22 protein-coding genes are annotated in these 24480 nt (G+C 64.2%); 12 read left to right on the forward strand and 10 right to left on the reverse strand.

What is annotated here, in order from left to right; all coding sequences use genetic code 11:
• Positions 1-13 precede the first annotated feature (13 nt).
• Complete coding sequence (locus tag B7E02_RS14135) at positions 14-1420, reverse strand: PH domain-containing protein (protein WP_143336751.1); 1407 nt, start codon at positions 1418-1420, stop codon at positions 14-16.
• Positions 1417-1866, reverse strand: coding sequence for a PH domain-containing protein (locus B7E02_RS11980; RefSeq protein WP_080796367.1), 450 nt, complete (start codon positions 1864-1866; stop codon positions 1417-1419). The genes B7E02_RS14135 and B7E02_RS11980 overlap by 4 nt, the downstream gene beginning before the upstream one ends.
• Positions 1867-1960: 94 nt before the next feature.
• Between B7E02_RS11980 and B7E02_RS11985 the strand changes: the two genes are divergently transcribed.
• The gene (locus B7E02_RS11985) at positions 1961-2443 is read left to right on the forward strand and encodes a hypothetical protein (RefSeq protein ID WP_080796369.1); all 483 of its coding nucleotides are present in this window, start codon (positions 1961-1963) and stop codon (positions 2441-2443) included.
• Between the two features lie 303 nt (positions 2444-2746).
• On the opposite strand, the gene B7E02_RS11990 is transcribed toward B7E02_RS11985, so the two are convergent.
• The 3 genes from B7E02_RS11990 to B7E02_RS12000 all read right to left on the reverse strand — a co-directional run bounded on the left by B7E02_RS11990 (position 2747) and on the right by B7E02_RS12000 (position 6201).
• Entirely contained in the window at positions 2747-3682 is a 936-nt protein-coding gene (locus B7E02_RS11990; protein ID WP_080796371.1) for a carbon-nitrogen hydrolase family protein, read from the reverse strand.
• A 105-nt stretch (positions 3683-3787) separates the two neighbouring features.
• Complete coding sequence (locus B7E02_RS11995) at positions 3788-4858, reverse strand: phenylacetaldoxime dehydratase family protein (protein WP_080796375.1); 1071 nt, start codon at positions 4856-4858, stop codon at positions 3788-3790.
• On the reverse strand, positions 4855-6201 hold the full coding sequence (locus tag B7E02_RS12000) for an MFS transporter (protein ID WP_080796377.1): 1347 nt from the start codon (positions 6199-6201) through the stop codon (positions 4855-4857). The genes B7E02_RS11995 and B7E02_RS12000 overlap by 4 nt, the downstream gene beginning before the upstream one ends.
• A 344-nt stretch (positions 6202-6545) precedes the next feature.
• Here B7E02_RS12000 and B7E02_RS12005 point away from each other — a divergent pair, with 344 nt between their 5' ends.
• A complete protein-coding gene (locus tag B7E02_RS12005; RefSeq protein ID WP_179129720.1) occupies positions 6546-7487 on the forward strand; it encodes a LysR family transcriptional regulator in 942 nt (313 codons plus the stop codon).
• Between the two features lies 1 nt (position 7488).
• Here B7E02_RS12005 and B7E02_RS12010 read toward each other — a convergent pair whose 3' ends face one another.
• The gene (locus B7E02_RS12010) at positions 7489-10653 is read right to left on the reverse strand and encodes an error-prone DNA polymerase (protein ID WP_080796381.1); all 3165 of its coding nucleotides are present in this window, start codon (positions 10651-10653) and stop codon (positions 7489-7491) included.
• Positions 10654-10824: 171 nt separating this feature from the next.
• On the opposite strand from B7E02_RS12010, the gene B7E02_RS12015 reads away from it, so the two are divergent.
• The 6 genes from B7E02_RS12015 (at position 10825) to B7E02_RS12040 (ending at position 16212) form a co-directional block, all read left to right on the forward strand.
• Complete coding sequence (locus tag B7E02_RS12015) at positions 10825-11724, forward strand: MetQ/NlpA family ABC transporter substrate-binding protein (protein ID WP_080796383.1); 900 nt, start codon at positions 10825-10827, stop codon at positions 11722-11724.
• A gap of 115 nt (positions 11725-11839) precedes the next feature.
• A complete protein-coding gene (locus tag B7E02_RS12020) occupies positions 11840-12925 on the forward strand; it encodes a methionine ABC transporter ATP-binding protein (protein WP_080796384.1) in 1086 nt (361 codons plus the stop codon).
• On the forward strand, positions 12922-13599 hold the full coding sequence (locus B7E02_RS12025; RefSeq protein ID WP_080796386.1) for a methionine ABC transporter permease: 678 nt from the start codon (positions 12922-12924) through the stop codon (positions 13597-13599). Before B7E02_RS12020 ends, B7E02_RS12025 begins: the two co-directional genes overlap by 4 nt.
• 46 nt (positions 13600-13645) lie before the next feature.
• Positions 13646-14041 (forward strand): IS5 family transposase, encoded by a 396-nt coding sequence (locus tag B7E02_RS14815; protein ID WP_080793216.1) that lies wholly within the window; start codon positions 13646-13648, stop codon positions 14039-14041.
• Positions 14025-14525 carry an IS5 family transposase gene (locus B7E02_RS14820; RefSeq protein ID WP_218672379.1) on the forward strand — a complete coding sequence of 167 codons (501 nt, stop codon included), beginning with the start codon at positions 14025-14027 and terminating at the stop codon, positions 14523-14525. Before B7E02_RS14815 ends, B7E02_RS14820 begins: the two co-directional genes overlap by 17 nt.
• A gap of 109 nt (positions 14526-14634) precedes the next feature.
• A complete protein-coding gene (locus tag B7E02_RS12040; protein ID WP_080796927.1) occupies positions 14635-16212 on the forward strand; it encodes an aspartate:alanine exchanger family transporter in 1578 nt (525 codons plus the stop codon).
• Between the two features lie 5 nt (positions 16213-16217).
• On the opposite strand, the gene B7E02_RS12045 is transcribed toward B7E02_RS12040, so the two are convergent.
• Genes B7E02_RS12045 through B7E02_RS12055 form a run of 3 tightly spaced genes read right to left on the reverse strand, consistent with a single transcriptional unit; the run spans position 16218 to position 19658 of the window.
• Positions 16218-16478: a glutaredoxin family protein gene (locus tag B7E02_RS12045; protein ID WP_080796387.1), complete on the reverse strand. Its 261-nt coding sequence runs from the start codon at positions 16476-16478 to the stop codon at positions 16218-16220.
• A 7-nt stretch (positions 16479-16485) separates the two neighbouring features.
• Positions 16486-18945, reverse strand: coding sequence for an ABC transporter permease (locus B7E02_RS12050; protein WP_080796389.1), 2460 nt, complete (start codon positions 18943-18945; stop codon positions 16486-16488).
• Positions 18942-19658, reverse strand: coding sequence for an ABC transporter ATP-binding protein (locus B7E02_RS12055; protein ID WP_080796391.1), 717 nt, complete (start codon positions 19656-19658; stop codon positions 18942-18944). The genes B7E02_RS12050 and B7E02_RS12055 overlap by 4 nt, the downstream gene beginning before the upstream one ends.
• A 94-nt stretch (positions 19659-19752) precedes the next feature.
• Here B7E02_RS12055 and B7E02_RS12060 point away from each other — a divergent pair, with 94 nt between their 5' ends.
• Positions 19753-20526, forward strand: coding sequence for an HAD family hydrolase (locus B7E02_RS12060; protein WP_080796393.1), 774 nt, complete (start codon positions 19753-19755; stop codon positions 20524-20526).
• Between the two features lie 11 nt (positions 20527-20537).
• On the opposite strand, the gene B7E02_RS12065 is transcribed toward B7E02_RS12060, so the two are convergent.
• On the reverse strand, positions 20538-21401 hold the full coding sequence (locus tag B7E02_RS12065) for a ferredoxin family protein (protein WP_143336752.1): 864 nt from the start codon (positions 21399-21401) through the stop codon (positions 20538-20540).
• Between the two features lie 72 nt (positions 21402-21473).
• Here B7E02_RS12065 and B7E02_RS12070 point away from each other — a divergent pair, with 72 nt between their 5' ends.
• From B7E02_RS12070 to B7E02_RS12080, 3 genes are all read left to right on the forward strand, one after another.
• The gene (locus B7E02_RS12070; protein WP_080796397.1) at positions 21474-22070 is read left to right on the forward strand and encodes a YdcF family protein; all 597 of its coding nucleotides are present in this window, start codon (positions 21474-21476) and stop codon (positions 22068-22070) included.
• Positions 22071-22337: 267 nt separating this feature from the next.
• The gene (locus B7E02_RS12075; protein ID WP_080796399.1) at positions 22338-23543 is read left to right on the forward strand and encodes an IS110 family RNA-guided transposase; all 1206 of its coding nucleotides are present in this window, start codon (positions 22338-22340) and stop codon (positions 23541-23543) included.
• Positions 23544-23821: 278 nt separating this feature from the next.
• Positions 23822-24475, forward strand: coding sequence for an AMIN-like domain-containing (lipo)protein (locus tag B7E02_RS12080; RefSeq protein ID WP_080796401.1), 654 nt, complete (start codon positions 23822-23824; stop codon positions 24473-24475).
• Positions 24476-24480: the final 5 nt, after the last annotated feature.

The following is a 24480-nucleotide window of genomic DNA, read 5'->3' on the forward strand; positions in this document are numbered from 1 at the left end:
CTGCAATCGTAGTCTAGGTCTCCGGCGCGGAGACGAGCGCCGGAAGGTGGCGCCGGCGCAGCACGGTGAGCAGCTCCCGGCCGTCCGCACTGCTCAGATCCTCGCCGCTCATGGACACCGGACCGGGAACAAGATCGAATTTCACGGTGCACAGGCCGAGCTTGCGCTGGACCGGCCCCTGCCTCAGGGTCAGCTCCTGGATGTGGGAGGGGTGAATGACCGACATGCGGGGATGGAAGCGTCCCGAGTGGACGATGACGGCGTGCGTGCCAACCAGGGTCACGCCCTGCCTGGTGCGGTCGATCGGCGAGACCCAGCGCGCCGCGGGCGGACTCGTGAAACCGGGATGGTTCATCCGCGCCGGATCCGCGGACCGCTCGATCTCACCCCCTGTCAACGGCCCCACCAGCTCCAGCAGGGACAGTGCAAGCTCCCTCGATCCCACCGGCAGAATCTTCGTGGTGCCGCCCTGTTTGGTTTCCACACCGTAGCCGGCGACGGTCACCGAGACCCTCCACCACCCCAACCTGCGCCAGAGCAGCGGTTGGATGAGGGTGACTCCGTGGATGCGGTCGAGCGGGATCGACTGGCGCCTGCGATCGGCCAGGCCGTAGGAGACGTTGAGCACGTCCTGCTGCAGCACCGCACTGAACTTCCAGGATTTGTCCACCAGGTTCCAGACAGCGGGGATGAAACCGACGATCAGCGGAATCACGAACGCCACCCCCAGCGGGGTGAGCAGGACGATCAGGATGAAGATCACCAGCACCACGGTGCTCAGGGACAGCGCCGCACTCGCCAGGGTGCGGGCGATGGGGATCTCGGGCACCACGACCTGCTGCTTCTCGACGCCCACCGCGGCCGTACCCCCGGCCACCGCTGCGGCCTCCGCTGCGGCCTCCCCCTCGGCCGCCGCTGCGGCGGGCGGGATGCGGCGGTGGGTGGCGTCGATAAGCTCCCTGCGCAGTTGCTCCGCCTCCGACCTGCCCAGGTAGGCGATCTCGATGACCGACCCGGTGCCGCCGGCCGTCTCCACGCGCACCGCGGCCACGCGGAAGATCCGCGCGATGACCGATTCCACCAGGTCGACGGCCTGGATGCGGTCGTAGCGGGCGGTGCGCAGCTGGGTGTTGAAGACGCCGTGCTTGAGCTCGACCTCCTCCTCGGTGAGGCGGAAGCCCATCGCCTTCCACCAGATCTGCGACACCAGCCAGATCAGTACGCACGCCAGCACGAAGACCCCCAGGGAGAGCAGCACGGGAATCACCGCCACCCCGCCCTCACCGGAGACCAGGCCCCAGATCGTCGCGTAGGTGCTGGTGTTGATATTGACAGCCACCGCTGCGATGACGGCGAGGATGAGGGTCCAGAAACGAAGCAGCGGGGTCAGCCGGTGGACCCGGCGGTATTCCCGGCTCACAGCCCGCTCATCCTCTCGCGGGCCTGGACTGCGAGGCGTTCGCGCAGGGCGTCGGCCTGATCGGCGGGCAGCCCCTGGACCGTGGAGTCGCTCGAGGCCGAGGCGGTGTGGAGGTTGATGGTCTTCATGCCCAGCCACCGCTCGATGGGACCGGCGGTGACGTCGACGAACTGTATCCGGCCATAGGGCACCACGGTGAAGGTGTGCCACAGCTTCCCCTTGGTGATCAGCAGCTCATCGGATGTCTCCAGCCAACCGAGGCGTCGCACCTGCTGCGGAATCAGCCACAGCTGCCAGATGAACAGCAGCGCGAACACGGCCGTACCGATGTGGAACCACACACTGAACAGGACCCCCGGAACCGCGAATCCGATGGCGAGAACCGCCAGCCACGGCAGGCGTCCGATGTACCTGGCCGTGGTCAGTTTCGGTGAAACGGGGTGCATTGCCTCGTGTGGTTCCGGGGGATGCTGGCTCATGTTCACCATTGTGCCTGCTTAAGTGCCCGCGCCGCATATGGGGGCCGCTAGACTTGGAACCATGAAAACACGACTGCCCGCAGCCCTGCTCCTCCTCACCGCGACCGTGCTCTCCGCCTGCTCCCCTCCGAGTCAGCAGGATTCCACCGCCCCGGAGACCTCCGAGGTGCTGACCACCTCCGCCACCGCATCGGCCCTGGGACCCATCATTGTCCCCGCCGATGATCTCGCCGAGGTCTCCGCGGTGTCCATCTCCCTCGATCGGCCGTTGAGCATCACCGCTGGTGCGGAGACGACGGAAACCGCCACCACCACCGATGCCGCCACGGCTACGGAGTCCGCGGACTGGACCGCGACGATCTCCGATCCCAGCGTCGCGGAGTTCGTCGCCGGCGGGGTGCGAAACGGTGCCAGGTTCAACCCCGGGATCAAGGCACTGAAGGCGGGCACCAGCGAGGTCACCCTGGTGGGCCCGGACGGTGTCGCACATACCCTGACCCTGAAGGTGGTCACCGACAACGCCGCAACCGGCATCGACAGGTAGTGGCCAGATAGCGACCAGGAGCTGCCCCACACCTCCGGTTCCCCTTCCTTGAAGGTCAAACGGTGATCCGCCGACTCCTGGCGACGGGGTTTCCGTGCACTCCACTATGACGCGGAAAGCCTTCCCGACGGTTGCACTCTTTCATCAAAATCGAGGTCAACGGGGTTACCGTGGTTGGGTGCGAGCCCCTGGTCACCCCTCTTCGCCAACCCTGGAATCATCGTCACTGAGTGGGCTCCCGTCAGTTTGGATCTCCTGCTCCAGCAGCCTGTCCCCTCAACGCATTTTTGCCGGTGCCACGAGTCAATCCGCCTCCTTCGGTGCAGTCACCAGGGGATTCTTAGGCGAGTCATCGAGGTGCAGCGAAAAGATGTCGGGACGACCGTAGTGGCCCGACACATCAAAATCGAGGCTCTGCCGGATGATCTCCTCTCTGTCCACCTCGGCGTAGATAACGCATTCCTCATCAAAAACGGGACCGGCTATGACTTCGCCGGTGGGGGATATGACGGCGCTTCCCCCGCGCATCAGGGGTTCCCCCGGGTCAGTGGAAATGACGCAGTCGTAGTCATCGGGGTAGTCGCTGCGGTACATCACCTGACAGGTGGTGATCACGTAGCAGCGACCCTCGAGGGCGATGTGACGCATGCTCGGGATCCAGCTGTCGCGATCGTCGGCAGTGGGAGCACAGTAGATCTCTATTCCCTGGCTGTACATTGCGGACCTGAGAAGTGGCATATAGTTCTCCCAGCAGATGACGGTGCCGAGTGCCCCCGCCGGGGACGGCACCACTGGCAGGGTGGAACCATCCCCGAAGCCCCACACGAGGCGTTCCGCTCCGGTGGGCATGACCTTTCTGTGGTGCCCCACACGGTGGCCCTGCCCATCGATCATGACGGCAGTGCAGTAGAGGGTGCGGTTGACCCGTTCCACCACCCCGATTACAACAAAAACACAATGATCCCTTGCAGCGCCGGCGATTTCCGCAAGCTCGGGTCCATCGAGTTCAACTGCGCCGTTCCAATATCGGAGGTATTCATCTCTCCCCTGCTCCGTTCGCTTTCCGATGGGACTGCCAAATGTCAGTCCTTTCGGATAGGTACCGAGAAACGCTTCCGGGAAGATGATCAGTTCTGCTCCCGATGCCGAGGCCCCGGCGATGGCGTCCACGGCTTTCTGGGTCGTGGCCTGCGGATCGAAGGCAACGGATCCTAGTTGAGCGAGTGCGACGGTGGTCATTGAACGTACTCCTTGAGCTTGTTGGATGTCGGTGAAGAGGGGCCTGTCCTCCGGCCCTCTCCTTGGAACATTGGGTTAGGCGGTTCCCGGATTCATGATCAGCATTCACCTTTCCACGCTCAGAAGGACCGGTGAGCAGGACAACAGCCCCGTCTGTCCGTGGCAATTGACGTATTCATAGGTGGTGCTGGATTGCAGGGCGAAGACTTCATGCCATGTCACCACTGAACGCGCATCGCCGTATTCCTGCTTCTTGCGGATGGCATGTTCGAAGATGGCGGCGTGTGTGGCGTGACTCTCGGCCCAGTTCTCCAGTGTCCCAAGCCTGGCGAAGTGTCCCAGGACGGAGGTCTCGCGCCGTGGTGCCAGTGTTTCCTCATCAAGGCTGGTCATCACGCGGAGCGACAGGACATCCTCCAGGCCGGCATGTTCCTTCAGGTAACCCATCCCGGCCATGAGCTTGGGCTGCAGCTCCTGCTCATAGTCCTCTCGTTGTTCACTGTCCGACTCCTGCCAGTACTGGCCTGAGCGAATCACGATGGCGTTGAGCCCGACCTCGGCACGGAGGCGGCGCCCCAGGGTGTTTGGTGGAGCATTCCGCTGTCGGTGAGATCCCGGGGCCTCGAGCCGATCGATCGCCGATACCGGAAATCGGTCACGAGCCGCACCATAATAGCCGTTCGTGGTTGTCGGGACCCTGCGTGTCCCCTCGCACGCCGCCATCCCGAAAGGTCGGTCCGGATCCGAGTAGACCGTCTCCATCCGATCCAGTGGTACCTGAACAACCTCGTGCCATGCCCCGCATGTGACAGTTGCCGGATCAAGGGCGTCAAACCACCTCGGTAGAGCCGCCGACTGAAGCCACCGCGCATGCTCGGTGGCGTCCAGCCAGTAGCCGAGTGCGATGAGGTTGGTCATTCCGAGACTATCCCGGTATGTGAGCATTTCGTGCGCCTGAGGACCATGGTCGGTCCCCCTTCCGCGGGATTTCCCCGCCAGCTCGACGAATTTCCCCACTGCCGGATCGCTCATGTCCTCGACCTGCAGTGCCAGATAGTCTGAGGTGACCAACGATGTCGGCTGATCGAATCCCAGCGTCCACCGGGGCGCACGCGGAGCATGTCCCTCAGGCCGGCGTTCGGCGATACGCCGCGGGTAGTCGATCGTCCAGGTCATGATTCCTTCCTCGCACCGATGCGGAAGGGGCTTTGCACTGCACTGAGATCGGCGCCCTTCGTCTCCCTGACCATCAGCCCTCCGACGATGGCGAGAGAGGACAGCAGCCCAACCCAGACAAAGAATGCCCATTCCATGTCATGCTGGTTAAACCATGTCATGAGGTAGGGTGCGGTTCCTCCGAAGAGAGCGACGGAGACGGAGGTTGCGAAGGCGACGCTTGTCGCACGAATCTTGGTGGGGAACAGCTCTGAGGAGAAGGCCGGGTACATTCCCGCGCCCATCGCCCAGATCGACATTCCGGCTGCCTGTGCAATAAACAGTGTCCACGGCTCATCGGTGATCAGGAGTGAAACTGGGTAGTAGCAGACGATGGCGGCAAACCCCATCGCGATGATCATCGGCCTTCGTCCCACCCGGTCGGACACATGTCCCCATAGTGGCAGCATGATCAGGGCAACGCCCTGGGCGAGAAGACTGGCGAGAAACGCGCTCTGCGGATCCATTCCACGCGCGGAAATGGCGAAGGAGGCTGCGAACGTCGCCCAGATATAGTATGCGCAGTTGTGCCCGCACGCGAGCATGATTGTCAAAAGCCCGGACTTCACCACAAGAGAGGCGGGAATCGGGGTTTCTTCCTCGTCTTCCTGTTCAGTGAATTCGTTGCTCTCCTCGGCAGCGCGGCGCAGATAGAGCACTCCCAGCCCAAGTACCGCGCCGAGCACGAAGGCAAGCCTCCATCCCCAGGAAGTCATGGCGGAGTCATCGAGCATGAGATTCGCGATCGCTCCCACGGCGGTGGCGAGCATTACTCCGAGTGTGACTGCAAAGAACACCGAGCTTGACCACAGTCCGCGTCGCTGCGGTGGCGCAATTTCGGAAACATAGGTGTAGGAGACTCCGGACTCACCTCCGTGTGCGAGCCCCTGAATCAAACGCAGGACCACCAGAATGACGGATGACCATACGCCTATCTTTTCGTATCCTGGAGCGATCGCAAGCGCGAGGCTGGAAACCGACATGATCGAGATGGTGAATACGAGGACGAACTTGCGCCCTGCGCGGTCAGCGAGTCGTCCGAAAACTATGCCGCCCACGGGCCGCGCGATAAAACCGACCGCGAACACGGCGAGGGTGGCGAGCAATGCGGATGAGGAATCGGATTTATCGAAGAAGTGGGCGGCAATGTACGTGGAGAAGATGGCGTAAAGCGTCCAGTCGAACCATTCCAGGATGTTTCCCGCGACAGCGGCACGAAGCGACCGCAACTGGCCCGCCGTGACCTTCCTCTCCGACTGTCCGGTGATGGCGCCGACACCAGCGCCGGTTCCTGTGATTGTCATATTGTTCACGGTCCCTCCTAAGGGATGCTCACAGAGTTTGTGTAGTGGCCTGCTTGATGGATTCAAGCCTTGATGATGTGCACCACATCACCCATGTCTCAGAAACTACGGTCTTCAGAACTATTTAGTGAAGCTAAATCCATCGATGTCCACTATCAGTAGAGTTAATAGTGCGATCGGCACAGCCCTCCTGACGCTGCCGGTTGACAGGCTTTGACGCAACAACGCAGAATGAAAAATATCCATGCAGATGCGGAAACTTGCTCACCCCCCTTATTTCTGTCGAACGACCGAATAAAGCCACTGTCCCATGACAACCAACGTCTGTATAGCTAATAATGAGGATGTGGATCATTAACATCGCTAATTTAAGAGGCCTGGATCTCAACCTCCTGGTTGTCTTCCACGTCCTTATGCAGGAGAAACACGTCACCCGAGCTGCGGCGCGACTCCACCTGAGTCAGGGGGCGGTCAGCGCCGCGCTGGGTCGGTTGCGCTCGGTTTTCAATGACCCCCTGTTCCAGCGCACCAGAGCCGGAATGAGTCCCACACCGAAGGCGCTGGCGCTGGCGCCGAAGATAGCCCAGGCCCTGGTCATGCTCGATGATTTCATCTACCCCAGCACAGAGTTTGATCCGGCGACCACGACACGAAACTTCCACGTGGCCATGTCAGACGATGTGGAAACAGTGCTTGCCCCTTCAATTCTGCGGGCGGTCAGGAAGCAGGGGTGGAACGTGAGCTTCTCCCTGCACCAGACCAATAGTCAGCTCTGGAATGAGACCTTGGATGATCCGGAGATCGATCTGGTCATCTGCGCCAGTCCCGCACAGGTTTCCGCACACTACCGCGAGAGCGTCCTGTTCGCATCCAGCTATTCGTGCCTGTACTCAAGCAAGAGTTCAAGTTTCTCCCATCCGCCGACCCTCGATGAGTACATTGACGCACACCATGTCAGGGTTTCCTTCAATACGCGTCGCGGGTTCGTGGACGAGTTCTTCGAACTCCAGGGCAGGGAGAGGCGGGTGGAGGTGTCCCTCAGCCACTTCTCGGGTCTGGTCACGGCTTTGCACGTGGGTGATCTCATTGCGACGATCCCAAGTTACGCGGCTCGTGCGCTCGCGGAGAACACTGATCTGACCGTTTCCACCCCACCGATTCCCGTACCAAGGCACACGGTGTCCCTGTTGTGGAAGGTTCAGCAGGAGACGCAGCTTGACCACAAATGGCTGCGGACATTCATCGAGAGCCGTTTCGATGTGCCTGGCTTCAGTGGCGCAGCATGAATCACCGGAAATCCCGTGATCCGCGGCTGAGCAGCTCCCCCATCGGCAGCGGTTCGAGGCGGTCGGCAACCACGGTGACGGCTCCGGTGGCATTTTGCACAATGCCGCGGATGATCAGCGTTTTCGCGGTCCGCGCGAGCATCTTCTGCGCGGCCCAGAGGCCGGGCGAAACCATCACGTTCATCAACCCGGTTTCGTCCTCGAGACCGAAGAAGGTCACTCCGGCCGCGGTCTGCGGCCGCTGACGGTGCGTCACCACCCCGGCGATCCGCACCCGCGACCCGTCCTCGATCCCCATCAGCCGATCCGCGGGGACGATCCCCCGCTCATTCAGATGGGCGCGCACCAGCTCCATGGGTTGGCGGTCATGGCTGACGCCGGTGGCCGCAATGGATCCCACCATCATCTCGAAGGCGTTCATCCCCGGCAGCGCCGGCGCGTCGATCGCCGAGAGGCCGGGCAGCATGCCGGGGCGTTCGGTTGCGGCGATGCCCGCCTGCCACAGAGCTTCTCGACGCCCCACCCCGAGGCACTCAAGGGCCCCCGCCCTGGCCAGGGCCTCCACGTGGGCAACGCCGAGATCGGCCCGGCGCGAGAGATCCGGGATGGAGTCATAGGGGGCGTTGGCGGCCACGCGCGCCGCCGCCTCCGCCCCTAGGCCGTGGACCAGGTTCAACCCGAGGCGGATCCGCCCGCCGGGGGCGTCGGCCTCGACTCCGGAGTCATTGATGGTGATCGGCAGAATCTCCACGCGGTGGCGGCGCGCATCGGCGATCAGCGACTGCGGCGAGTAGAAACCCATCGGCTGTGCCCGCAGCAGCCCCACGCAGAACTCCGCGGGATAGTGGTGTTTGAACCATGCGGAGAAGTACACCAGGGAGGCGAAGGACTGGGAGTGGGATTCGGGGAAGCCGTAGGCGGCGAAGGCGACAATCTTGTTCCACAGCTTCTCGGCGGTCTCCCCCACGATCCCGTTCGTCTCCTCCAGCCCCTGGAAGAAGCGGGAGCGCAGGGCCGCCATGCGCTCGGGTGAACGCTTGGAGCCCATCGCACGCCTGAGCGCATCCGCCTCTCCGCCGGTGAATCCCGCGGCATCCACGGCGACCTGCATGAGCTGCTCCTGGAACAGGGGGATGCCGAGGGTCTTGCCCAGCGACCTCTCCAGCACGGGGTGGTCGTAGGTGACCGCCTCCCTCCCATCACGGCGGCGCAGGTAGGGGTGGACCGATCCGCCCTGGATGGGCCCCGGGCGGATCAGCGCCACCTCCACCACCAGGTCGAAGAAGGTCCGCGGCTTCAACCGCGGCAGTGTGGACATCTGTGCCCGCGACTCCACCTGGAACACCCCCACCGCGTCGGCGCGGCAGAGCATCTCGTAGACCTCCGGCTCGGCCAGGTCCAGCTCCCACAGATTCACCTCCACGCCGCGGTGCTCGGCCACCAGGTCGATCATGTGGTGGAGGGCCTCGAGCATGCCGAGTCCGAGCAGGTCGAATTTCACCAGCCCCGCGGTGGCGCAGTCATCCTTGTCCCACTGCACCACGGAGCGACCCTCCATGCGCGCCCATTCCACCGGAACCACATCGGCGATGGGCCGGTCACAGATGACCATGCCACCGGAATGTATGCCCAGGTGGCGCGGCTGTCCGCGGAACTGTGCCGCCAGTTCCACGACGTCATCCGGCGCCGTGGCGGTGCCCTTGGCCCAGGCATCCGCCGATCCCTGGGGATAGCCCAGCGCCCGGGCCGCGTCCCGGGTCGCCCCCCTGCCGCGGTAGGTGATCACATTGGCAACCTGTGCGGCGTTGTCCCTGCCGTACCTGTCGTAGACATACTGTATGACCTCCTCGCGCCGCCCGGACTCGATGTCTATGTCAATGTCGGGTGGACCGTCACGGTCGGGCGAGAGGAACCGCTCGAACAGCAGACCCGCGGAGATGGGTTCGGCGTTGGTGATCCCGAGGACGAAGCAGACCGCGGAGTTGGCCGCGGATCCCCTGCCCTGGCACAGGATGGTGTTGCGGCGGCAGAACTCCACCAGATCGTGGACGATGAGGAAATAGCCGGGAAAACCGAGCTTCTCGATCACGGTGCACTCATGGTCGATCTGTGCGCGCGCCCGCTCACGGATGGACTCCTCCCGGCCGCGGTAGCGCCTGTCGAAGTCACGGTCGACCAGTTCGACCAGCCAGGACATCTCGGTGTATCCCTCCGGGGTCTGCCACTTCGGCAGGTTCGGAGCCACCAGATCAAGGGTGAAGGCGCATTCGGCGGCCAGGGAGACGGAGGTTTCCAGCAGATCGGCGCAGTCCGGGTTCGCCCGCAGCATGGCCTCCCCGCTGCGCAGCCACGCGGCCCCCATGGGATGGAGGTGGCTCTCCGCATCCGCAAGTGCACTGCGCTGCGCAAGGGCGCGCTTGGCAGCGGCCAGTCTCACTGACTGTCTGGACGCGGCGGCGGGGCGGGTGCTGATGATGCCGCGCAGCTGCTTCTCCGCTTGGATACTCCTGAGAATTTCGTATCTGTCCGCATCCTCCGGCAACATGGAGCAGGGAAATTCCAGCACCACATTCTCCCGGCCGAAGCAGTCGATCAGTTGATCGATTGAGGTGCTCCACGCATGGTCCGCCAGGACCACCCAGTGCCCCGCACCCGCACCTCCGACCAGCTCCAGGGGAGGATACAGGACCTCCCCCTTCTCGCCGGTGGCCATTTTCGCCCCTGCGATCAGGTGACTCAGCCTGCGATAGCCCTCCGGCCCCCGGCACAGGACGGTCAGCACCCCCTCCCCGAGGCTGAGCTCGGCACCGAAAACGGTGTCCACGCCCAGTTCCGCGGCCGCCTCGGCACAGCGGACCGTGCCGTAGAACCCGTCCCTGTCCAGCAGTGCCAATGCGGACAGCCCGAGCTCACGGGCGCGGGCAACCATAGCCTCCGGATCCGATGCGCCGACGAGGAAGTTGTAGCTGCTGGTGGCGTGCAGTTCGGCGAAGGCGGGGCCCGGATCCACCGGGCCGCCACCAGGCGATGCGCCGTCCGCGGGGACCTCCGCCTCGTGCAGCACCGGCCTCAGGGGAGCAACCGCCCTGCCGGAGAGAATGCGGTCAATCTTCGACCAGGACAGTGGCCGGCCATTGAAACCGCTGACCCCACCGTTCCATTCCATGGTGTAGAATCTACATTATTAGAACACGTTTTCCAATGCTCTACCACCCCCCGCGGACGGCCTCCCACACCCCACCGGGTAGACCGAGCTGTACAGATGTCGGTCTAGAATGCTAGTGTCTACTCCCAGCAATCTGAATACACCCATCAACGCTTAAGGGACGACATAACCATGAAGCTTCGTCGCATCACCACCACCGCCCTCGCGGGACTCTTCGCAGCAACCGCCCTTGTTGCGTGCGGCTCCGACTCGGACGGCACCTCCACCGCGGCATCGGAGAATGCCGAGGAGGTCACCATCCGCATCGGCACCACCGACTCCGCGAAGGAGGCGTGGCAGGTCCTCGAGGACAAGGCCTCCGAGGAGGGCATCAAGCTCGACGTGGTCAACTTCTCCGACTACTCCACCCCGAATGAGGCCCTCTCCCAGGATCAGCTGGACGTCAACCTCTTCCAGCACCTGAAGTTCCTCGCCCAGTACAATGTCGGCGCAGGCCAGGACCTGACCCCGGTCGGTTCCACCGAGATCGTGCCGCTGGCACTGTTCTGGAAGGACCATGACTCCATCGACGGCATCGAGGGCGAATCCATCGCCATCCCCAACGATGAGTCCAACCAGGGTCGCGCCATCAACGTGCTCGTCCAGGCGGACCTGATCACCCTGAAGACCCCGGGCCTGGTCACCCCGACCCCCGCCGACATCGATGAGGGCGCCTCCAAGGTCTCCGTCACCCCGGTTGATGCCGCACAGTCCCCGACCGCCTACCAGGAGGGCAAGCCGGCGATCATCAACAACTCCTTCCTCGACCGCGCGGGCATCGATCCCAAGCTCGCGGTCTTCCAGGATGATCCGGAGTCCGAGGAGGCTGAGCCCTACATCAACGTCTTCGTCACCAAGGCCGATGACGCCGATGACAAGAACGTCGCCCGCCTCGTCGAGCTGTGGCACACCCCGGAGATCCAGGCAGCCGTAGAGCGCGACTCCAAGGGGACCTCGGTCCCGGTCGAGCGCACCAAGGAGCAGCTGCAGGCCATCCTCACCCGTCTCGAGGATGATCAGAAGAACTCCTAGGCTCCACAATCCGATAACGCCCCGCAGGCAGGTTGCATACCGCACTCGCCGCCGCGGGGCGTTATGATTTTCCCCTGACTGTTCCACCCCCATCGTCGAAAAGAGGACACCCGCCGTGTCAACCTCCGCGCCGCAGCCGGCGCCCGAAGGACGAGACCCACACGCGCTCCGGCCCACGCCGGGCACGCGGGTGGAGTTCCGCCACATCACCAAGATCTTCACCAACAACAAGCACGCCGAGACGCGCGCACTCGACGATGTCTCACTCACCGTCGAACCCGGCGAGGTCATCGGCATCATCGGCTACTCCGGTGCCGGCAAGTCCACGCTCGTGCGGATGATCAACGGTCTGGACACCCCCACCTCCGGTGAACTGCTTCTCGACGGCACCGACATCGTCCCCCTCCCCGAAGCCAGGCTGCGCTCCCTGCGCAGCCACATCGGCATGATCTTCCAGCAGTTCAACCTGTTCCAATCGCGTACCGCCGCCGGTAACATCGAGTACCCTCTGCAGCTGGCGAAGATGCCCAAGCCCGAACGCAAACGCAGGGTCAAGGAGATGCTCGACTTCGTCGGACTCGGCGACAAGGGCAGGAGCTACCCCGAGCAGCTCTCGGGCGGGCAGAAGCAGCGCGTGGGCATCGCCCGTGCGCTGGCCACCAACCCCTCCCTGCTGCTGGCCGATGAGGCCACCTCCGCACTCGATCCCGAGACCACCCGTGAGGTCCTGGAGCTCCTGCGCAAGGTGAACAAGGAACTCGGGATCACCATCGTGGTGATCACCCACGAAATGGAGGTGGTGCGCTCGATCGCCGACAAGGTTGCGGTGATGGAGAACGGAAAGTTCGTCGAGTACGGCAGCGTGTACGAGGTCTTCTCCAACCCGCAGACCACCGTGGCCCAGCGCTTCGTGGCCACCGCACTGCGCAACACCCCGGACAACGTCGAGGCCGAGGATCTCCTCGCCCACGAGGGTCGCCTGTTCACCATCGACCTCACCGAGAACTCCGGGTTCTTCCCCGCCTCCGCGAGGGCGACCGAGAACGGCGCCACCATCGATATCGTCCACGGCGGCGTGACCACCCTGCAGCACCAGTCCTTCGGCAAGGTGACGGTGCGTCTCAACGGCAATCCGCAGGCGATGGAGGACTTCTACCGGTCACTGTCCAGGACCACGACGATCAAGGAGATCGCACGATGAACGAGCTGATTCTCGCGGCCGACTGGAACCGGCTCGGCCCGACGTTCCGGGAGGCCATCCTCGATACCCTCCTGATGGTCAGCGTGACCATGGTGATCTCCGGTCTGCTCGGCCTGATCGTAGGCATGCTCCTCTACACCACGCGCTCCGGGGGCATCCTGCGCAACAAGGCGATCTACACGGTCCTCAACCTGCTGGTCAACTTCGTCCGTCCCATCCCCTTCATCATCCTCATCGCGGCATTGAAACCACTGACGGTGGCGGTGATGGGAACATCCATCGGCCGCGACGCCGGCATCTTCGTGATGATCATCGCCGCCACCTTCACCGTGGCGCGCATCGTCGAGCAGAACCTCGTGGCCATTGATCCCGGTGTGATCGAGGCGGCGCGGGCGATGGGGGCGAACCCGTGGACGATCATCCGCACGGTGATCATCCCCGAGGCCCTCGGACCCCTGGTCCTCGGCTACACCTTCCTGTTCATCGCCATCGTCGACATGTCCGCGATGGTCGGCTACATCGGCGGCGGCGGACTCGGTGACTTCGCCATCGTCTACGGCTACCGCGCCTTCGACAATGAGGTCATGTACGTCGCCGTTCTGGTGATCGTGATCATCGTCCAGGCCGCCCAGCTGCTGGGCAACTGGCTGTCAAAGAAGATCATGCGGCGCTAGGGCGTGTCTTGCAAATGAATTCTGTGGGAGCTGAGATCGTGGAGGTATGTCTCGATTCCAGCTCCTCTCAGACGACCAATGGACACTGATTGCTGATTTGTTGCCTGGTCCCACGGGCAAGAAGGGCCGCCCGTTCGCCGACGCCCGACTGATGGTCGAGGGGATCATTTACCGGTATCGATGCGGGATCGCGTGGCGAGACCTTCCTGATGCTTTCGGGCCTTGGCAAACGGTCTGGGCGTGGCATAGGCGCATGGCCGACGATGGTGTCTGGGATCGGGCGCAAGCGCGTCTGCACGAGTACGCAGACCGCGAGGGCCTGCTCGACTGGTCGGTATCGGTGGATTCCACGATCGCTCGTGCGCATCAGCACGCGACCAACACCAAACGCGTAAAAAAGGGCTATATCGAATTACAAGAATCCGCTGACCGAGCCGCCTGACCACGCAGTCGGCCGTTCTCGGGGCGGCTTGTCAACGAAAACACATCAGCTCGTCGATGGGCGCGGCCTGCCGCTGGTGACGATTTGCTCAGCGGGACAGGATGGTGACTCGCCGATGTTTATCCCGCTCATGGAACAAGTGCGGGTCGGCCGTCGCACCAGGCCCGATGCCGCGCTCTGCGACAAGGCGTACTCCTCGCGGGCGAACCGGGCGTACTTGCGCAGGCGTGGCATCGAAGCGGTGATCCCCGAACCTCGTGATCAGCAGGGGCATCGGAAGCGGCGCGGCATGCAGGGTGGCAGGCCTGCGAAGTTTGATGCGGAGAAGTATCGGGGAAGGAACGTGATCGAGCGTGGCTATTGCCGGTTGAAACAGTGGCGAGGACTCGCGACTCGGTATGACAAGCTCGCGATCGTGTACCGGGCCGCAGTTGTCCTCAACGGAGTGATCGCGTGGCTCAACCTTTTACAAGACACGCCCTAGCTTCCACCGTGCCTCTGGCCGCGGTCCCCCGTTCCGGGGGCCGTGGCCCTTTTTTCGCCCCGATGCCTTTCCTCCGGAAATCATCATTTGGCGATATATGATCTCAGGTGTGATTGAACTTCTCGCCGACAACCCGATCCTGACACTGTTCCTCGTCATCGCCTGTGGGGCGGCGTTCGGATCCATTCCCTTCGGCCCCCTGAGGTTCGGCGCCGCCGGCGCCCTGTTCATCGGACTCGCCTTCGGCGCCCTAATCAGCCCGGATCCCACCACGCTCACGCTCTACCAGAACCTCGGACTGGGCATCTTCGTCTACATGGTGGGACTGGAGGCAGGTGAGAGCTTTTTCAGGGATTTCCGCAAACACATCACGCTGATGGCAGGCGCCGTCCTGGCGGTCATCCTCGCCGCGGTGGTGGCCCTTGTCGTCGGCTCCCTGTTCGGCATCGACCGGCCAACGGCCGTCGGCGTGTTCTCCGGAGCATTGACATCCACGCCCTCACTGGCCATCGCCCAGGAACAGACCGGATCCGATGCACCGGCGGTGGGCTACTCGCTCGGGTACCCCGTCGGGGTTACGGTGGCGATCATCCTGGTCGCCCTGACCCTGACCCGGAACTGGCCGGCGAAGAAGGATGTGGATCACACCGATGAGCGGATCCTGCGCACCGTCCGCATCCTCATCGACCGCGATTCCGTGGATATCCGATCACTCGAGGAGGAGTACGGCGATCAGTTCGTGGTGTCCATGGTCCGCCATCACGGCCGGTCCCGGGTCGCGGAGGATGCCGATGAGCTGACCACACTGGGCAAGGGCGATGTGGTGACGGTGATGGCCACCAAGGCGGTCACCGATGACCTGGTCAGGTCCATCGGTTCGCAGTTGAGCGGACCGCACCTCTACCGCGATCCCCAGATCCTGGTGGGCAACTTCCGGGTGTCCAACAACAACGTCGCCGGCAACACCATCGAATCGCTGAATCTCCATGATGCCTTCAGTGCGCGGATCATCCGGATCCGGCGCGGTGATGAGATTCTGCTGGCCAACGATGACACCCACCTCGCCTACGGCGATATCGCGGAGGTGGTCTACCCCTCGAAGAGGCGCAAACAGCTGAGCACCTTCTTCGGCGATTCGATCCAGTCCTTCTCCGAGCTGGACTGGATCGCCGTCGCAGGTGGCCTGGCGATCGGCTACGCCCTCGCCCTGGTGGAGATTCCACTGCCGGGCGGTTTCTCCTTCGCCCTCGGTGCCGCCGCCGGGCCGTTGATCGCCGGTCTCATTCTCGGCGCGCTCCAGCGCACGGGCCGGACCGCCTGGCAGCTGCCACGAACCGCGAACGTCACCCTCCGCCAGCTCGGCCTCATGATGTTCCTCGCGGGCGTCGGCATCGCATCCGGCCGGGCGTTTTCCTCCACCGCGTTCTCCTGGTTCGGATTGACCGCGATCGCGCTGGCGGCGATCATCAGCCTGGTCGGCTGTGGCGGTTTCCTCCTCTTCTGCTATCTCACCGGCCGTTCCGCGGCCCGCGCCAACGGCGGTGCCTCAGGACTCCTCGGACAGCCCGCGGTTCTGCAGTACGCCCTGGAGAATTCCTCGGACACCCGCATCATGAGTGGCTACACCGCGACCTTCGCACTGATCCTCATAGTCAAGATCATCATCGTGCCGTTCATGCTGATGTGAGCGACTCACACCGCCCGGGCGGCCGCCCCCAGTACCTGATCGAGGGTGGGCACCCCCGCCGCCCTGCCCACCTCCTTGCCATCGTCCGAACGGATGATCACGGTGGGTGTCGAGGTGATGCCGGTGGAGTCAGCGCGGTCCGGATCGGACGCGATGTTGTGTTCAACAAGCCGGGCCCCCGGAATGAGGTCCGTGGCGCGGGTGAGCACGGCGCGGGTGCGGGCGCAGGCCCCGCAGAAGGAGGAGACGTAGAGATCGAAGATCATATCGGTGCTACAGCCTACTCCTGCGCGCCTGCACCACCACAGCGCACAGCACGGCACCGATGACCATCGCCGCGGTCGTGCCCGCGACCACCGTCGGATCGAGGTCGCGGGCGCCCACCCCGGTGACCGCGCGGGCGACATAGAGGCCGAAGATCCCTCCAGAGACCGCCCCGATCGCGGCGGAGGGCAGCGCCAGGGCGACCATCTCGGTGCACAGCACCAGGATCTGCCCCGTGCGGGTCAGCCCGATCGACCGCAGCAGCCACCGGTCGCGGGCGCGTTCGGCGACCATGAGGACGACGGTGTTGATCAGTCCCACCGCGGCGATCACCATGGCCACCACGGCCAGGAGACTGGACATGATGGTGATCCGCTTGACCATGTTGACGGTGTCCGTGCGGCCGGGGAAGGCCTCGGAGACGGAGTAGCGCCCGGGGAAGCCCGCGATCCGTTCGCGGACGGCGGTGACAACCGCGCCCCTGGCGGGTTGGTCGGCCGGGCCGTCGATAAGCATGAAAACGTTGCGCACCGGCTGCGCGGGCAGGTTCTCCACGCCTATTCCCAGGTCATCGGCCTTGAGTTCGCGTGCGGTGGCGACCACGCCGGGGTCGATGAGGACGAGGTAGTCATCGCGGTAGGCCACGGTGACCGTCACCGGCATCTCGGCGATCTCAACATCGATCTGTGCACCCTCGGGAAATGACGCCTGGTAGCCGGAGGTCTTGCCCAGCACGATGGTGCCGGGGGCGGCCCCGGTGTCACCGGCGCGCATGACCGCCGCGCCCTCCACGGAATCGAGCATGAGCGCGGTCACCGAGCTGCCGCCGGGCAGCTTCACACCGGCGATCGCCGGTGCCTGCGCGGCGGTGACACCGGTCACCTCCCTGATCGAGGCGAGCAGATCCGGGGAGACATCCTCATCCAGTGCCGACACCCGCACATCGGCTCCCCCGGTGCTCGCGGCCGAGGCGAGCAGATGGGTGCGGATCTCGCTCTGCCCGTGCAGCACCGCTGAGCTGAGAGCGGAGCCGGCGAGAATCACGGCGACCAGCGCCGCGGAGCGCGTGCGCTGCTTGCCCGCGAAGGCGAGACCGAGCTGCAGGGTGGGCAGCGGCAGGCGCCCCAGTCCGCGGGAGACCAACTGCAGCAGCGCGGGGAGAACGAGGGCGCTGACCACGAGAATGCCGAGCATCGCCGCCGCGGACGCCAGGATCGCCAGCAGCAGCCCCAGCTGCCCCGGGTGCAGGGGAACCTGCCTGCGCAGCCACCACGCGGCGGTTGCGGCAAGAACGGCGAGGACGAACCACAGCGCGGGCCGCCACCTGCCGACCCTGGACACCGAGGGGGTGCCCAGGGCATCAATGGTGCTGGAGCTGCACACACTCAGCGCGGCCGGAAGTGCGGCGAGCACCGACATGGCCGCACCCGCCGCGACGATCAGCCACAGCACCGACGGGTTCAGCCCGATGGCGTCCACGGGCAGCCTGATCCCGAAGCGTTCGGCCTGTCCAGCGAGCAGACGTGCGGCGAGCAGGCCCGCCGGGGCCCCGAGTGCGGAGGCGAGCACGCCGAGCACGGCGGATTCGATGATCACCGAACCCAGGATCTGCGTCGTGGACGCACCGACCGCGCGGATCAGGCCGAACTCACGGCGGCGCTCCCCGGTGAGCACCGAGTAGGCGGAGAAGACGATCAGAGCCGCCACCACGGCGGCGACTCCCACGAAGGCGGCGAGGAGGAGGAAGTAACGGTTGCGCTGACCGAGGTAGGCGTCGGAAAGCTTGTCGACGTGCGCCCCGGCCGTCTCCACAGTCACGGTCGTGCCCGGCACCTCCGGGAGTGCGGGGGCGCCACCTGCGGTGGCGATGCGGAACTCACCGCGGACGCCACCGTTGCCCCACTGCGCCAGCGCCGCCGGATCGGTGTAGAGCATCGTGGGTCCGCCGAGTGTTTCATGCGCCGCGGGCTGGAGGCTGCCGACCACGGTGACCGGTATGTCGTCCTCATACTCCGGAACCTTGATGAACACCTCGGTTCCCACGGCGGGTGCGTCCTGGAGTGTCGCCACGGCGATCTCTCCCGGGCCCTCCGGCAGCCGTCCCTGATCGATGGTGCGCCACTGCAGCGGCCCCTGGACGATCGACTGGATCGCGGTATCCCTGTAGATGCCGTCGGGTTCGCGGAGGGCACCGGAGATGAGCTCATCGAAGGCGGTGGCCCGAACCCCTGGCAGCGCCCGGATCGCGGCGTCCAGGTCGTCGGCCACCTCCCGGTCCTTCGCGGTGGCGGTGATCACGTAGTTGGAGGTGACGTAGGGCTTCGCGAACAACCCGTTGACACTGGTGATCAGCGTGTTGGTCAGGCTCAGGGCGGCAACTGTGAGGGCGACAGAGGCGAAGATGGCGAAGAAGAGGGAGGCATAGCGGAAACCGCGACGGCGCAGCTGCGCGAAGGCGAGACGGATCACCGGTACAGATCCTCCACCCCGGTGATGCGCCCGTCACGCATGGTGACCAGCAGGTCACCGCGCAGCGCCGCCTCCCTGTCATGGGTGACAAAGATCAGTGTCTGCCCGAAGCTGTCCACCACCATCCGGAAGAGGTCACCAACGGCATCGCTGGTCACGGAATCCAGGCTGCCTGTGGGTTCATCGGCCACCAGCACGTCGGGTTTGCTGATCATGGCGCGGGCGATGGCCGCGCGCTGGCGCTGGCCGCCGGAGAGCTCATGGGGCAGGTGCCGGAGACGGTTGTCAATCTGGAGGGTCTCCGTCACCTCCCGGAACCACTGCTTGTTCATCTTCTGATGGGCGAGCCGCAGTGGCAGGGTGATGTTGTCGCGCACCGAGAGGATGGGCACGAGGTTGAAGTCCTGGAAGATCACGCTCAAACGGGTGCGCCGCAGCTTCGCGCGCCTGTTCTCGGACAGGGAACTGATGGTCACCGGTCGCCTTCCCTGCAGCGTCACGGTGCCCGAGGTCGGTGTCGCCAGCCCGGACAGACAGTGCAGCAGCGTGGTCTTGCCTGAACCGGACTGCCCCATGATCGAGGTCCACCGTCCCCGCGGGATCCGCAGTTCGACCCGGTCAAGGGCACGGACCTCGGTGGAGCCCGATCCGAACACCATGCTCACCTGCTCGGCGGTGATGATCGGTGAGGAGTGACTTCCTGGTTCGGGCATTGTGCGGGGATCTCCTTGTGCGCTTGTGTTAACCGGTAGAATCTTAGCGCACGCACGGGCCGCCGTTTCTGCGCGCACAGGTACATTGAGGCCCATGAAACTCATGGCTTTCGATCTCGACGGCACGCTCCTGTTCAACGGCACCATCGCTCCCGGTGCCCTGCGCGCCATCCGCGACTGGCGCTCCGCGGGCAACCTTGCCGTGCTCGCCACGGGAAAATCCATCCACGCCACCAGGCAGGCACTGGAGGGCATCGACATATTCTTCGATGATTTCGTCCTCTACACCGGCGCGGTGGTCACCGACAGCGACTTCCGCGTGCGCCATTCCAGCACCATCAGCCACGAGGTGCTAAGCGGCGTGGTGGAGCTGCTCGGAGGCTGCGATGAGCAGATCAACGTCTACGCCACCACGCTGGACACCCCCGATGCGCTGATCCTGGACCGGATCAGCACCCGCACCACCGGGATCCTGGTCAACCCGCGGCGCATGGACCCCTCGGAGATCCCAGAACACACCTTCATCGGCGTCCCCATCTGGATTCCGGACAACGAGGATCTGATCACGCGGGTGCAGCGGAGCATCGCCGCCGAGTTCCCCGGGGTGGACTGCCACCGCAACCAGGACTTCCTGGACATCGTGCCCGGGGGTGCGACGAAGGGATCCGGCCTGCAGCGCCTGCTGGACTCCATGGACGGGGTGAGCGGCGGGGTGGAGACCTTCACCATCGGCGATTCCTGGAACGACCTGGACATGCACCGCTGGGCCGATGTCTCGGCTTCATTTACCTACTCACCGCGTGAGGTGCGGGCGGAGACGACCATGGTGGTCGATACCGCGGAGGAGTTCATCGCCCGGGTGCTATGAAGCGGGAGGCGTCACAGGTTCTCCACCTCACTGACCTTCACCGCCACCCACGCCGCCCCCGTCTTCGGCACATCCCCGCAGGATGAGACCACCCCGTCCACCTCACGCCGCTCCACCGCGACGTCGAAGGCGCGGCCGTCGGGGGTGTGCACACGGGTGCCGTCGACACGCAGGGAACCGGGTGCGGCACCGCCGATCCGCGTGACGACGCCCAACTCCGCCACCTGCCCACGGGCGTCCAGCGTGCCCCTGCCCCGGCAGCCGGGAAGGAAGAGCTCGCCGCGGCACGCGGCGGCAAACATCGTGGCGGTGGCCTCGGCGTTGAGCCTGCCGTAGGAGTAGTTCCACGGCATGAGCAGCATCGACGGCGCGAAACGGTGCCCCTTGGTGTGGGAGGATTCCCACACGCATCCGGCGGGGAACTGCGGGGCCACCGCGGCCGCGACCGGTCGGCCCTTGATCGCACAGCACCTGTCGCGCCTGCCGTGGGTGCAGATGAGCAGCACCGGATGATCCACCGCCGTCGCACCGTTTCGCCCCGGCGCGCTGAGATCGAGTTCGAGCAGCTCTGAGGGGTCGGTGAGCGTGAGCCGTTCAATGACCGCCTCCCCGCAGAACACCAGGAACACGGTGTGGGTTGAGACATTCCTGCCCTCGCGTCCCGGTTTGCGGATCAGCTGCAGTTCCATCCGGCTATTTTTAAGATGCCTTTTCACCGCGTCGCTGAGATCCGGCCCGAGCGTGTGTCCGTCCAGGACATCCCTGCTCCATGGTCCCGGATGTTCGAGCAGGACATATCCGGCCGCGGTTTTCGCTGTTCCGGGCAGGGGTTCCACGTCGTTGTCGGAGCATAGATTCAGGGTGGGTGCAACCATGGATGTCACTCTAATACTCGGGCACCCTGGTAGCATTCACCGCGAAGCTCCCGCTCCTTGAACGGAAACCAGGTGTCCAAGAGTCAGATCAACTCCGGAGGCTCCGCCAGAGGCGGATTGCGCATTCTGCTCAGGGCCGCAGCCCTGCTGCTGACTGCTCTGGTTGTAGGTGCCGTGGCCTTCATCGCCTGGCTTCTGCTGCCGCCCAATGAGCTGCCCCCGCGTGCGGACGTGGTCATGGTGGTGGCCGGGGCGAGCGACGGGCGTCATGAACTCGGGGCGCGGATCGTCGATGACCTGGATACCCGGAGCTTTGTTGTCTCCAACCCGAACGGCACCAGGGATGTGAAGGGATCGAGTTTCTGCCGTGGGGTGGACCGGCCGCGCAATGCCGAAACCTGGTGCCTTGATCCCCACCCTGTGACAACCGCGGGTGAGGCAATGACCCTCGGTGAGCTGGCGCGGGAGCAGGGGTGGGAATCGGCGGTGATCGTGACCAACCGGCCGCACTCCCGCCGGGTGGAGTACATCTTCCGGGACTGCACGGATCTGCAGATCGATGTCGTCCACATCAGCACAGTGAATCTGGAGCTGCTGCCCTATCATCTCGCGCGTGAAGCGGCCGGGTTCGGCAGGCACCTCCTTGCCGATCCCTGCGCACACCGCTGAGTGTGCGGGAATCGCCCGTTACTTTGATGGTGTCCCCATAATGGGGATAGTCGCTGGGCCCGGTATGGCTTATTTCCCCTGTAGTTACCATGATCCGGGGGGTGTTGTCGCCGGGCTACCAGGACACCCGTTGACTGCTGATAGGGACACGGACGAGTCACTCGACTCAGTTCTCTTTTGTAACGTGGGTGCCAGCATCGGATGTCGAGACACCAGCGACGAGGTTTGACCTGTCACTGTTGCTCCGACACCACAAGGAGGCCGGCCATGACCACCGGCACCATCGACGTCACCATCGGATTAGACGTCGGCAAAACCGCCCACCACGCCTGCGCCATGCTAGCCACAGGCGAGATCATCTACGACAAACCCCTGCCCCAGGACGAGGATCAGCTTCGCAAGGTCTTCACCGACCTCCAAGCCTGCGGCACCGTCCTGGTGGTCGTCGACCAGCCCAACACCATCGGTGCCCTGCCCATCGCCGTGGCCCGGGACGCTGGCTGCTTCGTCGGCTATCTACCCGGCCTGGCGATGCGCAAAGCCGCGGACTTGCACCCCGGCCGGTCGAAGACCGACCGGCGGGACGCATTCATCATCGCTGATACCGCCCGGACGATGCCGCATACCCTGCGGGCCGTGGACCGGGACAACGAAGTCCTCTCAGCGCTGAAGATGCTGTCCGGGTTCGATGACGACATCGCCAAGGACGCCACCCGCACCATCAACCGGCTGCGTAGCGTGCTGACCCAGATCTACCCGAGTCTGGAACGAGCCCTACCGTGCAGCATCATCACCCGACCTCTGGTGCTGGACATGCTCAGCCACTACGGCGGGCCAACGAGGTTGAAGAAGGCCGGTTACCAGCGGGTACACACCTGGATGTCCAACCGATCGAAGAAAGACCCCACGAAGCTGGTCGACGCGATCTTCGACGGACTCAAAGCCCAGACCGTCGCCGTACCTGGCACCACTGCCGCTGAGGTGGTGATCCCGCAGCTGGCGACCAACATCAAAGCCCTGCTGGAACAGCGGAAAACCATTGCTGATCAAGTAGAGGAACTGTTGGCTGAATTCCCTCTTCACCAGGTCTTGATATCCATGCCGGGAATTGGCATCAAGACCGCCTCCAACATTCTCCTCGCTGTCGGCGACTGCTCCGACTTTCGGTCAGCCGGCCACCTGGCAGCGTATGCGGGGATCGCCCCGGTGACACGAAGATCCGGCACGTCCATCCGAGGTGAGTTCCCGGCCAGATCCGGTAACAAACGGTTGAAAAACGCCCTGTTCTACTCGGCATTCGCATCGATCCGGTTCCATGAACCATCCAAGACCTACTACGAGCGGAAACGGGCCGAGGGTAAACGACATAACGCTGCAGTGATGTGCCTGGCCAGACGCCGGTGCAACGTCATCTACGCAATGTTGACCCGGGCCGAGTTCTTTAGGGAGATCCCCGCCAGAGTTGCTGCGTAGCCCACCTTCACCACGATCAGCTGGTCGACGCGAGTACGCCGGCCAGCTGCTCAACCACGCCCATCATCAGAATCGGGAGCTACCCCCGAAATGCTTTCCTGAATACAGGGCCTATCCCTTGACAAAAACATAGGGACACCCCCCTGCAACACCCGGATCGGCCACCGATAAGCAGCGGTGACGGGCTTTGCAAACGATTTACAACAATTCGTTCACAATTGTGATGATCGACCTTCTCCAGGTAGGTGGCCCCCGATCCCACGGGTTACGGTAAAGGAATGACTGTCGAGCCCCTCCCCCGACCCGCGCATCGCATGCGATATACCGCTGTAGCCGCCCTGAGCATCTCCGCGCTGCTCCTGGCCGGCTGCAGCAACGGTGGTTCCGAGACCGGTGGAACCGGCACCCGGGCTATGGAGACCATGTCGGCATCGGCCAACGGTGCGCAGTCGCATTCTTCGACGGCGGAATCGGCATCGGCCGGGCCGACCCCGCTCGGACAGGCGGACGCGGCGATGAAGACCCTGCGCCCGGAGGCCCCCGCACAGCTCCTGGTCACCGGGGTCCGCACAGCGTCGCACAGTGGTTTTGACCGCGTCGTCTTCGATCTGACCGGTGACGGCGAGCCCGGGTGGTTCATCGATTACACCGACAACCCCACCCAGCAGGGCAGCGGCAACGGCATTGCCTTCGCCGGGGATACGGCCCTGAACGTCAACATCGACGGCACGAGCTATCCCTTCGACCTCGGGATGGAGGATCCGGGCATCGGCAGGGTCGAGGGCACGAAGGGGATCGTCAACGAGGTCATCAGTGCGGGGACCTTCGAGGGACGCTCACAGTTCGTCATCGGGCTCAACGGCAGGCACCCCTATTCGGTGAGCGTGCTCCAGGACCCGCATCGCCTGGTAGTGGACATTCTGGCGAACTAGACCGC

This window comes from Corynebacterium pacaense (assembly GCF_900169525.1).
Taxonomy (GTDB): Bacteria; Actinomycetota; Actinomycetes; order Mycobacteriales; family Mycobacteriaceae; genus Corynebacterium; species Corynebacterium pacaense.